Here is a 14,572-nt window from a genome sequence, read left to right as displayed (position 1 = left end):
CCGGCATCCGACAAAATATCTGGATTTCCTGCAAGCCGGCCCCCTTGAATCGGGTGCACAGATATAATGGCCTAAGGGGATTCGTCCAACCGAACGGAAACGCTTTGACAGGAAGCCGCGTGGAGAACGCAGGACCGGACCACGAGAAGGTGCACTTTCGGCGTGGCGAGATCGCCTCGCTGAAGCGCTTCCCGTCCGCTACCTGTCCATCCTCCCGCCCCCTGCCCAAGCAGTGGCGTGCACGCATCCTTGGCTGGGCCGCGATCGCCGTGCTTGCGCTTCCTCTGTTGCTCTTGGTCTTCAGCGGAACGCTTTATCTGGTTGGCGTCGATGCAATCGGCAATGAGCGGCTGCGGGTGGCGGCCGAGCGTGCCATCACCCGAATGGCGGGCTTTGATGCCGATGTAAGGCTCGGCGAGCTGCGTCTGGGGTTGGGCGAAACCAGCCTGCTGGCGCTCGAGGTGCGGGACGCGCGTATTGCCAGGGCCGACAACGGCGCGGTGCTCGCCAGCGCCGGTACTCTGCGCTTCGGTCTCAAGGCGTGGCCGCTGCTGGATGGCAGGATTGAGGTCGTGCGGGTGGGGCTCACCGATGCCGCGATCTCGCCCGCGGACATACCCACGCTGCGGAAAGGAGGTCTTGCAGCTCCGGTCATGAAACCGGACGAGGTTTATGCGGCGGTCTTCGGCGCGGTGGAGCGGGCGTTCATGATGACGGAATCCGCCGGCCTCAACCGCATCAGCCTCTCCAATGTGGGCCTGCGAACGGCGAAAGGGCAGGCTGTTCCCGATTTCCTGATCGAGGCGCTCGAGTTACAGCGGGCCGACGAGGCGGAGATCGTGCTCGAAGGTTCGGCGGTCTACCGCGGCCGCGGCATCATCTTAAGTGGAAAGGCTGAACATGACGGGCAGAGCGGTGCGATCACGGCCTTGTCGCTTGACGCCGTCACGTCCGATACCAGCGGCGCGAGCGCGGATGCGCAGGGAGGAGCCTTGGGCGCGCTGGGCAATGCCCGGCTGTCATTATCGGGGCGCGGAGCTGGAGGCGAGGAGGAGGGCTGGCTGGCTCTCGACACGCGGCTCGAGGATATCGCCATCAAAATCGACAAGGACACGCTGTCGCTCGACGTGGCGTCGATGCGCGCCGCCTTTGCCGAAGGAGACGAGGCCTTCTCCGTGGTTGCCTCCCAGATCGGGGCAGGGCGGTCGCAGGTTAATTTTCAGGGGGCCGTGACTCCTGTCACGACAACAGGCGGCGATCCGGCCTATAGGTACGATCTGGTGTCGCGCGGGTCGGTGCTCGCGCCCGCCGATTCGCCCGAGCGGGCGCTTCCCTTCGCCATGCGCCTGGCCGGCCGGTACGAGCCGGCGGCATCGCGGCTGAACGCGGAGAAGATTGAGGTGCGCACCTCCGACGGGGAGCTGGCGGGGAACGCGGTATTGACGATGCCGGCGGGTGTGTCGCCCGGTATCAGGCTGGCGATCTATGTCGAAGATATGCCGACGGCGCATGCGAAGCAGTTCTGGCCGTGGTTCGCCGCGAGCGGCGCGCGCGACTGGATGCTGGAGCACGTTTTCGGCGGGCGCGTGCGCGACAGCAATCTGCGGCTTAACGTCCCGCCCGGCCGCCTTGGAAACGGTGTGCCGCTGTCGCAGGACGAGGTGGTCGGTCGGTTTGCCCTGGAGAACACGCGTTTCGATATCGCTGGCGACATCCCGCCCGTGCGCGACGGTAGCGGCTGGGTCGAGTTTCGCGGCACGGATGTGGCGGTAGGCCTGTCGAAGGGCACGATCTACATGCCGAGCGGACGCATGGTGGAGGCGAGCGGTGGCAGCCTGACAATCGATGCGGCCCACCAGAAGCCGCGTATCGGCAGGCTGGAGATCGGCGTCGAAGGCGAGGCGGCCGCCATGGTCGAACTCGCCTCCTACGAGCCCATCGATGCCTCGCGGTTCCACGACATCGCCCCTGGCGATCTCGACGGAGGGGCGTCCGGACACATCAGCGCCGATATTCCGCTGCAGGCCGGCATTCCGGCAAAGGATCTCGATTGGCGTGTCGCCCTCGACTACGAGGACCTGTCGATCGCCAAGCCTTTCGAAGGTCAGGAGGTGACGAAGGCGAACGGCTCGCTTCTGGTGCAGCCGGACAAGGCCGAATTCTCCGCCGAGGCCGAGTTGAATGCGGTTCCGGCGCGCCTGCGCATCCTCGAGCCCCTGGGTGGTTCGCAGGTGGAGCGGGTGCGCCATGTCGAATTGCAGATGGACGACGCGGCGCGCGACAGGCTCTTTCCCGGCTTGGACGTGCTGGTCTCCGGGCCTTTCGAAATCGTCTATGACGAGCAGCCCGACGGGCGCAAGAAGGTCGCCGTTGCGCTCGATACCGCGCGCCTCACCGTGCCGTGGATCGGCTGGCAGAAGGGTGCCGGCATCCCGGCCGCCGCCAGCTTCTTTCTGGAAGAGAACGGCCCGGAAGGGGACAACAAGGTGTCGGAGCTGTCCGAATTTACCCTGGACGGCGAGAATTTCGCGGTGAGCGGCCATATTCGCCTTGCCGGCGGCAGCTTGCAGGAGGCCCGGTTGAACAAGGTACGCCTCAACCGTATCGACGACTATGCCGCCACCATTCGGCACACGGGCAGCGGCTATTCCATGTCCGTGAACGGTCGTTCGTTCGATGCGCGCGGGGTGATCGAACGTGTCCTGGACAATAAGGCGACGGAGAGCCATGGCGCGGACAGCGGGGCCGGGATCACGGTGGAAGCCTCGCTTGCCAACGTGCAAGGGTTCAACGGCGAAAGTCTGAGCCAGGTGGAAATGGCCTATTCGGCCGAAGCGGCGCAGCCGGAGCGGTTGTCGGTCCGCGCCGCTGTGGCCGCGAACGGCGCCGTGCAATTCATGAAAGGCGTGGAGCAGGGGCGACGCACCGTCCGCGCCTCCTCAAGCAACGCCGGCGCCCTTTTGCGTTTCCTCAATATCTACCAGCATGTGGACGGTGGGCGGCTCAGCCTCGCGCTCTCCGGCGCGAGCGATGACGATCTTTCCGGCCAGTTCGACATTCGCAACTTCTGGGTGATCAATGAAGAGCGGCTGGGTTCGCTCGTCGCTGCCAGCGCGGAGAGTTCCAACGGCGAGATGGATGTCTCGCGCGTTCAGTTCGAGTACGGTTCGGCCACGCTCTCCAAGGGGCGCGAGCAGCTGGAGATCAGAGACGGCGTGTTGCGCGGCCCGCTGATCGGCTCGACCTTCCAGGGAACGCTGTACGACCCCAACGACACCACCGCCATCACCGGCACCTTTCTGCCGCTCTATGGAATCAACCGGGTTTTCGGTGAAATTCCCATCATCGGCCAAATCCTCGGCAATGGGCGCAATGGCGGCCTCATCGGCATCACATACCGGCTCACCGGCAAGCTCGATGCTCCGACGCTGGAGATCAACCCCATCTCCGCCATCGCGCCGGGGATCTTCCGCCGCATCTTCGAATTCCGCTGATCGTTTCCCTTCTCCTGCCGGGCACTGGGAGAGGCCCCTGCTGCACGCAGGAAAGGGAGAGCTTCAATAACGACGGATGAGGCCCACCAGCCGGCCTTGCACTTTCACCCGGTCGGGGCCGAAGATGCGCGTCTCGTAGGCCGGATTCGCCGCCTCCAACGCGATGGAGGCCCCTTTGCGGCGGAAGCGCTTGAGCGTGGCTTCCTCCTCGTCGACCAATGCCACGACAATCTCGCCGGGATTGGCGGTCTGGGTCTGGCGGACGATGACCGTATCGCCATCGAAGATGCCGGCCTCGATCATCGAATCGCCCTTCACCTCAAGCGCGAAGTGCTCGCCGCTCGACAGCATGTCGGGCGGAACACCGATGGAGTGGGTCTGGTGCTGGATAGCCTCGATGGGCACGCCGGCGGCGATCCGCCCCATGACGGGAATGGAAACGACGCCCGACGCATCGTCGTTGCCGGCCAGCGGCTTGGGCATCGGTGCCGCGCGGCCCTGGCCTCCCTCGATGACACTGGGCGAGAATTTGCGTGGCCCCCCGAGCCCCGGGGCGATCGAATCGGGCAATCGCAGCACTTCCAGCGCGCGCGCCCGGTTGGGCAGGCGGCGGATGAAGCCGCGCTCCTCGAGGGCGGTGATCAGCCGGTGGATGCCGGACTTCGAGGCCAGATCCAATGCCTCCTTCATCTCGTCGAAGGAGGGCGGTATGCCCGTCTCCTTCAGACGATCGTGGATGAAAAGCAGCAGCTCGTGCTGTTTGCGTGTCAGCATCGGTTCCACCCCGGAATCAGTAAACAAAACCAGAACATAACGTAGACGTTCCAGTTGTGTTCCGCAACAGGAAAATTATTGAGGTATCGATACAGAGGCCGAAATTAAGTGTCGTTGGCGAGGGGCGACCCGTCCACAATTAACTGTCGTTGGAGACGACGCAAGTTGTTGTTTTCATTGCGCTATCCCTGTGCGCTGAGGGTTTCTAACCAGCGCCGAAAAGGTCACAAATCGCCGTCAACGACAAATAATTATAGACACTTGATTTTATTAAGGATTTTCGGACTTCTGACCGCAAAGGGGCCGAATCGACAACCGAATTGTGACCCATTTTGTGATCCTATTCAGAAACGTCATCCACCCTTGAAAGCAACTCGTCCACTTCGGTGAAGCGCCCGTTATCTAGGTACGAGGTGAGGAGGGAGATCATGGTCTCTGCGCTCCCTGCGGTGGCAGCTATCCCTTCTAGCCTCTTGGCGATTGCATCTCGCAAAACGGGGAAAACCTGACCAATGGCGCGGCGGGTGCGAGCATCAAGCGGCCGGTCTCTTTGGCTCAGGTACCGTTCGTACGCATAAAGAGCGACAGCATAAACGATGTCGCCCTTGGTCGCGTCAAATTCCAAATTCCAGTCAGTGTAGCGGATGCCGTGTTGATCGAGCATGTGTTGTTGAACTCGGAGCGGTACTCTGCCTCGGCTCCTCCAGTTCGAAACCGCCTGCTTTGAAAGGCCGAGCTTCTCTGCAAGCTCGTCATCCCTTTTGACGTCGAATGCCATTTTGAGCCGCTGGATATAAAGAGCCACTGCGGCGGGCGTGTGGTCTGTTGCCATTTTTCACACTATGTGGTCTAGTCCACAAATATGAGGACTGAGACTGCATACCTTAATTCGTTTGGCCCCACGCTCCTGGCGAGGGTTCGCGGAGGCTTTGTTGCCCAAGGAACTTCGCTAAGCAAGTGGTGTCAAAAAACTGGCATCGATCGCTTTTGGGCTCGAGATGTTCTTTTGGGCAAGCGGAACGGGCCTGCCGCCGTAGAGCTGCGCCAGCGGTTGATTCGCGAAAGCGATGCCATTCGATGAGCGAATGGCTGGGAGTCAGCGACTTCGCAGGATTGGTGGAGATGAGGCGCGAGGTCGCAAGTCGCCTGTTCGCTAAGATCGAACGCGGTGACAAGACTCACTGGCGCGGCCACGCGCTCGAAGTGCGGGAAGTAAAGGGAAGGCGTGGCGCATCCGGCAAGAACTACCTCGTCAAGGTCTCCAGCCTTCCGCCCTATCTCCAGGAGCGTTTGAAGGCTCTTCAAACACCCGTCGAAGCCCCTTCGAAGATGGTTCTCCCGGATAGCCGATCCGCGCGGGAGCATGTTTGGTGGAAGACCCTCCTTGAGCCGGCCTTGCAGCATCCGAAAGGCTCGAAAGAGCGCCGGACGGCGTTGGAAGAGATCGCCGCCCGGCAGCACTTCGATTGGAGAGGTAAGTCCATCACACTGAGCGTCCGCGCCTTGCAGCGGCGTGCCGCGAAACACGAGGACGGTGTGAAGCTAGGGCGGCACGGCCGGTCGGACAAGGGGCGCAGGCGCGTGTATGTCTCGCGCAGCTGGGACAAGGCTGTGCCCGTTGACGGAGCCACCAAGGCCAAGATCGCGGAAGACCTGAAGCAGGAAATCCGTGGCCTGTTCAAGGGCGGCGCGAAGTGGGGCATAGCCAGCATGCTCGCTCGGCGGTTCCTCGTGACCGCCACCAGTTCCTACGGCTACCGTCCCGCTGACCCGGCCGAACTGGAGCGCATCTGCGCGATCCCCAAGCTTATGCTGTCGGCCGAGCTTCACTATCGCAAGGTCCACCAGTTCAAGAGGGACCGCAAAGCCTATGAGGACAGCCGGCCGCGTATCTCGCGCACCATCGACGGCCTGCGCCCGATGGAGATCGTGGTGGCCGATGTGCACCCGGTCGACATCCTTCTGACGCGCCGGGACGGCACCACCGCGACGGCAAGGCTTCTCGGCTTTCTGGATTGGGCGACGTGGCGTGTCTGGTGCGAACTCGTCTTCATCGAGGGGCGGGGCGGCGTCCGCAATGTCGATCTGATCGAAGCTTTCGGAGCCATGGTCGAGGATCCGGCCTTCGGCCTGCCGGAAAACCTCTACATCGACAACGGCAAGGAGTATCTGTTCGCGTCGTTTCTGGACGATGCGATGCGGCTCAATGTGCCGTGCTTCTCGTCGCCGGAGCGATCCCGGTCCACGATCATCAAAGCGAAGCCGTACAATGCTGCGGCGAAGGTAATCGAGTCCTTCTTCAAGAATTTCGAGGCCCGCTTTCTCAGCACCTTGCCGGGCTGGATCGGCGGTGACCGCATGAACAAGAAGCAGGAGACGGTGGGCCGGACCGCCGCCCCGCTGGGAACATTCGAGGACTTTGTTCCAGCCTTCTATGGCCTTCTCCGCGCCTACGAACATACGGCCCAAGGGAAGGACAGCAAACTCAAGGGACAGTCCCCCGCCATGTTGTTCAAGGCGCACGTGGATGCCGGTTGGGCAGCAACCGTGATGAGCCGCGATGAGATGAGGGCGGCTTGCGCCCATACAGAAACCCGAACCGTAAGCCAGGGGCGCATCAGCGTCGGCAACGTCATGTGGAGTTGCCCGGCGCTTTGGGACTATCCGCACGACAGAGTTCAGGTGCGGGTGCCAGCTTACCATGAACCGGCGGAACTGCTTCTGCTCGATCTGAACGGCGAGCGCCTCGGGATCGCCACGCCGGACCGGGCGTTCCACCCCCTCGACCAACGCGGAGCGCGCGAGGCGGACGGACGCAGCAAGGCGCGCAGGAGCATGGTGCGGAAGCTCGATAAGTCCGCGCCGACCATCGATATAGCCGAGCGCCTCACCACGTTTGGGCAGGAAAGAGAAGCCGTCACACCCAACGCGCCGGACGGGACGGTGACATTCGATCGGGCCACCCGGCCGGCACGAGTGCTTGTTCCCGGTCCCAAATCGGCGACGGCGTGCGAGGAAGAACAGCGCGAGGCGGATGAGGTCTTTGACATTCAGCAGGCACTCGCAAATAGGAGATCGGCCGGATGATGCCGGTGCGCGCAACAAAATTTGCGGAAATCCGTCCTGTTCAGCAGGTTCGCGCGGCGGTGAAGATGGCCAGTGATTTGCGCTTTCCGGTGCTTGTGGTGGGCGACGCCGGATTTGGCAAGACGACGGCGCTGAAGCGCGTGGCGCAGGAAACCGGCGAAGCCTATTGCGAGGTTTCCCAGCAAACCAAGTCGGTGAAGGGCATGTATCGCATGCTACTGGATGCCTATCGAATCCCACCAGTTAGCCACTTCACCTATGAGTTGGCCGACCAGTGCCTGAGGTGGCTGGACAACGCCAATGGCTCCATCCCGCCTGTGCTGGTCGATGAATATCAGAATTTCGAACCGAAGACGTTGCGCGAGCTTTTGCGCGTTCACGAGCATTGCAGATTCGCCCTCGTTCTCGCGGGCAACAGGGAGAGGCTTGCAGCTTCGAAGAAGGAAGCCGGCGCTCTCAGCCAGATCAACAGCCGCATCGGCATGCGAGTTCACATCGAGCGCCCGACCTCGGCCGACTGCAAGAGCATCGGCGTCGAATATAATGTCGAGGGCAAGGACACCTATGCCGCCATCGCAAGCTATGGCGCGCGGACCTCAATCCGCCAGCTCTGTTTCCTTCTGGATATGTGTGTCGCCAATTCGGACGGCGTCGGCAGCATCCAGATTCGCCACATCGAGACCGCCGTCATCGGCCTGCACGGCCGGCGTGACGCGCTCAAACTTCTTTCCCCGAACACCTGACAAGGAGGCCCTATGCCAGCCAATGAAGAAGTCGACATTGACCTGTTTGACGATGGAACGATCGCGCTGCTTGCTGTCGAGGAATTGCTTTGCGCAGCCGGTGTGCAGCAACTCAACGAAGTGCATGCCGAAAACCTCGCAATGCCCCTGTACGTTATCCGTGATCACACGGAGGCCGGCCTCGGGCGAGGGGACATGACGTCGAAGGCCGGCTTGGCCGGCGCCGTCGCTGAGGAGGTCGGCGACATGATTGCCAAGGAAAGCCAGCGACGTTCGCGTAGCTTTGAAAGTGACGTTCGATGATATCGCGTCTGCGCAATGGGTCCATCCAGCCTAAAAAGATCGCGCTGCTTCACGTAGCCAAAAGGCAGCTTGGCCTTGATGACGACGCCTATCGCGACATCCTGAAGCGCTGGGGCGGCGTCGAAACTAGCAGGGAGCTGGAACCCCTCGGCTTCGAGAAGGTGATGATCTGCCTCAAGGAGCTGGGGTTCCAGTCGACCGGGGCAAAACGGAATTTCGGTGATCGTCCCGGCATGGCAACGCCTCCGCAGGTGGCACTTATCAGGCGGCTTTGGGCGCAATACGATCCCGACGATCAGGGCGAGGCCCATTTGAACGCCTGGCTGCACAAGTATCACCACGTCTCGGTGCTGCGGTTCGTCAGCGCCGAGAAGGCCGCGAGCGTCATTCCTGCGCTCAAAGCGATGGTAGGCCGAAAATAAAATCGGATTCGAAGTGCTTTCAAAGCCGTGGAGCGGCGCGAGACCTTCCCCAGGGATCTACGACCTTCGGGGTGCGCAATCGCGCTCTACAGATCTTTATCGCGACAGGCGGATTGAGGGCGCCGCTCCAGTAACTCGCCTATCCCTTTGCCTTGCTCCGGCATCCTCCGATCTGGTTTCGATCCACGCCCCTGCGAGAGGGGCGACCGCAGTGGTGGGCCGCCATCGTCGCGAGCAAGGTTTCGATCCACGCCCCTGCGAGAGGGGCGACTTATCCGCGCCGTGGCTGGGTGGCCATTACGTGGTTTCGATCCACGCCCCTGCGAGAGGGGCGACAGCGCATCGTCGACGACTTCGTTTCCGGTGAAGGTTTCGATCCACGCCCCTGCGAGAGGGGCGACCCCGCTGGATTGCCAAATACATGGCAAACAAGGAGTTTCGATCCACGCCCCTGCGAGAGGGGCGACGAGCATCGGCAATCACGAGCCCCTTCGGACCGAAGTTTCGATCCACGCCCCTGCGAGAGGGGCGACCGTCATCTTCGGCAATCGCCAGTCGAAGCTATCGTTTCGATCCACGCCCCTGCGAGAGGGGCGGCGGGCTGGTGAACGATGGCGAGGTCAGGCTTTCACCGTTTCGATCCACGCCCCTGCGAGAGGGGCGACCGAGCCGGCCGCCGATGCAGCGGAGATGGTGGAGTTTCGATCCACGCCCCTGCGAGAGGGGCGACCGGTCGGCAATCTGGATTCTCTGCCGCCAGGACTGTTTCGATCCACGCCCCTGCGAGAGGGGCGACCAGGCGCTAGCCTCCATGAGCGCCGATCTCAAGCGTTTCGATCCACGCCCCTGCGAGAGGGGCGACTTTCACCCAGACGAAGGCGCACGTCTTGTATTCGTTTCGATCCACGCCCCTGCGAGAGGGGCGACGTGCGGCGTCTGCGGAACGCCTGCACGAGGCAATGTTTCGATCCACGCCCCTGCGAGAGGGGCGACCACTTGCCGCCTCGATGCCGCTGCATACGGACAGGTTTCGATCCACGCCCCTGCGAGAGGGGCGACGCCGAGGGTTCCGTGTCCCGATCGCCATAAGGGACGTTTCGATCCACGCCCCTGCGAGAGGGGCGACCCGGCTGACGGGCCAATCCTCGCCGTCGCTAACGGTTTCGATCCACGCCCCTGCGAGAGGGGCGACCGTCAGGATCGCCTCGGCATTGTTGCCGGAAAAGTTTCGATCCACGCCCCTGCGAGAGGGGCGACTCTCCGGTGCCGTGGAGGAGGCGACACACGAGAGTTTCGATCCACGCCCCTGCGAGAGGGGCGACCCGGTATTAATTGCCGCGCACAGCTTACCGTTATGTTTCGATCCACGCCCCTGCGAGAGGGGCGACTTTGCTGTGCAAAGACGTGAGGTCGCGGTTCGGGTTTCGATCCACGCCCCTGCGAGAGGGGCGACGTGCCGGCCTCGGGAAGCTGTATCTTGTCCAGGAAGTTTCGATCCACGCCCCTGCGAGAGGGGCGACCCGCACGGCATCGTGAGCGCCACGGTCTATCTGTGGTTTCGATCCACGCCCCTGCGAGAGGGGCGACACCTTGATCCGTTCTGCCAGGTCACGCCCATTCTGGTTTCGATCCACGCCCCTGCGAGAGGGGCGACACGCACCGTAGGAGACGATTGAATGCCGAGACCGTTTCGATCCACGCCCCTGCGAGAGGGGCGACGTGAGCTTTAACAAAGCCGCGCTTTTCCATCATGTTTCGATCCACGCCCCTGCGAGAGGGGCGACGCAGGTACTCGGTGAGCAACCCGTTGGCGATGAGGTTTCGATCCACGCCCCTGCGAGAGGGGCGACCGTGCGCCGGTCGGTCTCTCCCGACAAGCGAGAAGTTTCGATCCACGCCCCTGCGAGAGGGGCGACCTGCTTCATCACGGCGTTCCATGGGGCCATCAGGGTTTCGATCCACGCCCCTGCGAGAGGGGCGACCCATTCAGCACAAATCGCTCGCCCCCGAGGACAAGTTTCGATCCACGCCCCTGCGAGAGGGGCGACCGGTCCAATTCTTCAGCTTCTGGTACTCTTCCATGTTTCGATCCACGCCCCTGCGAGAGGGGCGACTAGGCCGCGACGATGACGAAGTGACAGCACTTGGTGTTTCGATCCACGCCCCTGCGAGAGGGGCGACACGAAGCGCAGCCCCATCATGACGATACCGCTGACGAAGTTTCGATCCACGCCCCTGCGAGAGGGGCGACGCGCCTTGGTCTGTCAACGGAGACAGCCTATAGCGTTTCGATCCACGCCCCTGCGAGAGGGGCGACAGGTGTTTTAGGTGGTGGATAAAGCCGGACGGATGTTTCGATCCACGCCCCTGCGAGAGGGGCGACGCCTTCGCCGTCTCCGTACCACGCATCGCTAAGTCGTTTCGATCCACGCCCCTGCGAGAGGGGCGACGCGCTTGTGCCGATGTTGTCCTGATTGACGTAGACGTTTCGATCCACGCCCCTGCGAGAGGGGCGACAGGATTGGAGAGCGGAGACAGCCTCCCTTCTGGAGTTTCGATCCACGCCCCTGCGAGAGGGGCGACTGCGCGGCTTTGACGCTGCCGTATCTCCGCTGGGGTTTCGATCCACGCCCCTGCGAGAGGGGCGACTCGTCGCCAATCGCCACAATGTCCACGGTGAGAATGTTTCGATCCACGCCCCTGCGAGAGGGGCGACGTCGTGTACACGGTCGTTCGTCTCACCGTCATGGGGTTTCGATCCACGCCCCTGCGAGAGGGGCGACTTGGAGGGGATTCTTGTTATCCCGGCCACTACGGGGTTTCGATCCACGCCCCTGCGAGAGGGGCGACTTTCCTCTAATGAGGAATCGGCCAGAGTCTTCATGTTTCGATCCACGCCCCTGCGAGAGGGGCGACAATACGAGGAGGGCCTAGCTGTCTCATGTCCGCAGTTTCGATCCACGCCCCTGCGAGAGGGGCGACGCACTGGAACGCTTTGCGAAAGGAACCCGAGATGTTTCGATCCACGCCCCTGCGAGAGGGGCGACGCGATTTCGTGGTCAGCCGGCAGGACCAATAGTAGTTTCGATCCACGCCCCTGCGAGAGGGGCGACCTGGTGCTTGACGATAAGCTTAAGCATCTGGCAGTTTCGATCCACGCCCCTGCGAGAGGGGCGACTCTCGCTCGGTGTCTTCGATGACATCAAGCTGGAGTTTCGATCCACGCCCCTGCGAGAGGGGCGACTTCAGATCGGTGCGACTCAACTCGGCATAGGAAGGTTTCGATCCACGCCCCTGCGAGAGGGGCGACACCAAGGTCAAGCTGCCGGAGACGGCGAAGTTCATGTTTCGATCCACGCCCCTGCGAGAGGGGCGACCGGAAGGCATCGGCTTCCAATCGAAGTCTTCAGTGTTTCGATCCACGCCCCTGCGAGAGGGGCGACCAGAAGGCGGAGCTGGTCGCCTGGCTCAGGGCGGTTTCGATCCACGCCCCTGCGAGAGGGGCGACCCGACGACGGCGACCTTGCCGGCATTCTTTCCAGGTTTCGATCCACGCCCCTGCGAGAGGGGCGACTTCTGGCTCCACTCGTCGTCCTTGTCGAGGAGGAGTTTCGATCCACGCCCCTGCGAGAGGGGCGACCGTCCGGACGCCTGTCGATGATGTAGCTGTCGGGGTTTCGATCCACGCCCCTGCGAGAGGGGCGACACCAGATAAAGCGACGTCATCAGTCGCCCTTGGAGTTTCGATCCACGCCCCTGCGAGAGGGGCGACCTCACCGACATGCAGGAGATCGACCCTCTCACCGTTTCGATCCACGCCCCTGCGAGAGGGGCGACGCAAGACGGCCGGCCACGTCGGCATGGCCGAAAGCGTTTCGATCCACGCCCCTGCGAGAGGGGCGACCCCGCCACGAGGCGCCCCTTGCAATGGCCTTCGAGTTTCGATCCACGCCCCTGCGAGAGGGGCGACAGATGCCCTGCCGCTGGCGCGTCTGCCCTTTGCTGTTTCGATCCACGCCCCTGCGAGAGGGGCGACGCGTCATCGATGAAATCAGGGGTGGAGGCAACAGTTTCGATCCACGCCCCTGCGAGAGGGGCGACGAAGGTCAATGTCGGGTACGCGCACATGAAATCGTTTCGATCCACGCCCCTGCGAGAGGGGCGACCTTTGGCCGTAGCCGCATCGAATATGTGGCTGGGTTTCGATCCACGCCCCTGCGAGAGGGGCGACAAAACTCCAGCAAGATCTTGCCGCCTCCTTGACGTTTCGATCCACGCCCCTGCGAGAGGGGCGACCCTCAAGGCCGCGATGACCAAGCGAGCCGAGATGTTTCGATCCACGCCCCTGCGAGAGGGGCGACCGTCGAGATGATCTCCGGCACGTTCCAGTCGGAGTTTCGATCCACGCCCCTGCGAGAGGGGCGACGCGATGTCGAGATCACCGCAACGGCCGCCGAACTGTTTCGATCCACGCCCCTGCGAGAGGGGCGACGCGTGACGGCAAGCCCGAGAAGATCGTCAAGGAGTTTCGATCCACGCCCCTGCGAGAGGGGCGACTGCAAGCGGTCGGGTGTCTTTCGCCGCTTTTGGCGTTTCGATCCACGCCCCTGCGAGAGGGGCGACCTGCCTTTGCCGCGCCGTTGGTGTTGCCGAGGTGGTTTCGATCCACGCCCCTGCGAGAGGGGCGACAATGCACACGGCGCTCCGATTGAGGACATAACGGTTTCGATCCACGCCCCTGCGAGAGGGGCGACACGCATCAGCAAAAAACCAGTGGTCCTCTATCCGTTTCGATCCACGCCCCTGCGAGAGGGGCGACTCTAGGCGAGGCGGTAACCGATGAGACGCCAGAGGTTTCGATCCACGCCCCTGCGAGAGGGGCGACGTCTTTCACCGCTTTTGGCGAAACGCCCATCATAGTTTCGATCCACGCCCCTGCGAGAGGGGCGACGGCTAGCGGATAATGTCTCCGTGGCTCCTGCATAGTTTCGATCCACGCCCCTGCGAGAGGGGCGACCCGGCGCATGTCCGTTCCGGATTTGATGGTTATGGTTTCGATCCACGCCCCTGCGAGAGGGGCGACGCCATTCGCGCGCGGCGCGGAGATGGCCCTGGGTGTTTCGATCCACGCCCCTGCGAGAGGGGCGACCACCCTTCGGGGCATGGGCGAGGGCTGCGGTGAGTTTCGATCCACGCCCCTGCGAGAGGGGCGACTGCGATGACAGGAACTACCTCAGCGGCGCAGGCGTTTCGATCCACGCCCCTGCGAGAGGGGCGACGCTACGACGCCAAGCGCCAAGAAAGCCCGAAGTGGTTTCGATCCACGCCCCTGCGAGAGGGGCGACGAGGTTTGCGGCCAATTCGACATCAGACATGGCTGTTTCGATCCACGCCCCTGCGAGAGGGGCGACCTTCGCGCGACATGGCGATAACGCGCCTGGCGCAGTTTCGATCCACGCCCCTGCGAGAGGGGCGACAACCCTTGCATCGGCCCTTGCTCTGGAGGCGGTGTTTCGATCCACGCCCCTGCGAGAGGGGCGACGAGACCACGCGGCTTGTTGACGCCGTCGCCATTGTTTCGATCCACGCCCCTGCGAGAGGGGCGACTTCACGATGGTGGAGGGGTCAAGCGAAACTGTCGGTTTCGATCCACGCCCCTGCGAGAGGGGCGACAGCTTGCCTCCCGCGTCTGTATGCGCCTGACGCAGTTTCGATCCACGCCCCTGCGAGAGGGGCGACCTGTCGAAGC

General features: G+C 62.9%; 7 protein-coding genes and 1 CRISPR repeat array (1 of these 8 only partly in view). Of the genes, 5 read left to right on the top strand and 2 right to left on the bottom strand.

The window, feature by feature from the left end; translation table 11 throughout:
• Positions 1-119: 119 nt before the first annotated feature.
• Entirely contained in the window at positions 120-3,494 is a 3,375-nt protein-coding gene (locus tag GM910_RS02175; protein ID WP_159585856.1) for a YhdP family protein, read from the top strand.
• A gap of 63 nt (positions 3,495-3,557) precedes the next feature.
• On the opposite strand, the gene lexA is transcribed toward GM910_RS02175, so the two are convergent.
• Positions 3,558-4,268, bottom strand: coding sequence for a transcriptional repressor LexA (gene lexA / locus GM910_RS02170; protein WP_159585855.1), 711 nt, complete (start codon positions 4,266-4,268; stop codon positions 3,558-3,560).
• A 340-nt stretch (positions 4,269-4,608) separates the two neighbouring features.
• A complete protein-coding gene (locus GM910_RS02165; RefSeq protein ID WP_159585854.1) occupies positions 4,609-5,100 on the bottom strand; it encodes a helix-turn-helix domain-containing protein in 492 nt (163 codons plus the stop codon).
• A 290-nt stretch (positions 5,101-5,390) separates the two neighbouring features.
• Here GM910_RS02165 and GM910_RS02160 point away from each other — a divergent pair, with 290 nt between their 5' ends.
• The 4 genes from GM910_RS02160 to GM910_RS02145 are packed head-to-tail and all read left to right on the top strand — an operon-like array spanning position 5,391 to position 8,823.
• Positions 5,391-7,355, top strand: coding sequence for a Mu transposase C-terminal domain-containing protein (locus tag GM910_RS02160; protein ID WP_159585853.1), 1,965 nt, complete (start codon positions 5,391-5,393; stop codon positions 7,353-7,355).
• Complete coding sequence (locus GM910_RS02155; RefSeq protein WP_159585852.1) at positions 7,352-8,098, top strand: AAA family ATPase; 747 nt, start codon at positions 7,352-7,354, stop codon at positions 8,096-8,098. The genes GM910_RS02160 and GM910_RS02155 overlap by 4 nt, the downstream gene beginning before the upstream one ends.
• Positions 8,099-8,110: 12 nt before the next feature.
• A complete protein-coding gene (locus GM910_RS02150; RefSeq protein WP_159585851.1) occupies positions 8,111-8,401 on the top strand; it encodes a hypothetical protein in 291 nt (96 codons plus the stop codon).
• Positions 8,398-8,823 carry a regulatory protein GemA gene (locus GM910_RS02145; protein ID WP_159585850.1) on the top strand — a complete coding sequence of 142 codons (426 nt, stop codon included), beginning with the start codon at positions 8,398-8,400 and terminating at the stop codon, positions 8,821-8,823. Before GM910_RS02150 ends, GM910_RS02145 begins: the two co-directional genes overlap by 4 nt.
• 175 nt (positions 8,824-8,998) lie before the next feature.
• Positions 8,999-14,572: direct repeats of the CRISPR family, unit length 32 nt; unit sequence GTTTCGATCCACGCCCCTGCGAGAGGGGCGAC; it runs 1,246 nt beyond the window's last position.

The organism is Chelativorans xinjiangensis, assembly GCF_009812055.1.
GTDB lineage: Bacteria > Pseudomonadota > Alphaproteobacteria > Rhizobiales > Rhizobiaceae > Chelativorans > Chelativorans xinjiangense.
This window is presented reverse-complemented; position numbering and strand designations above follow the sequence as displayed.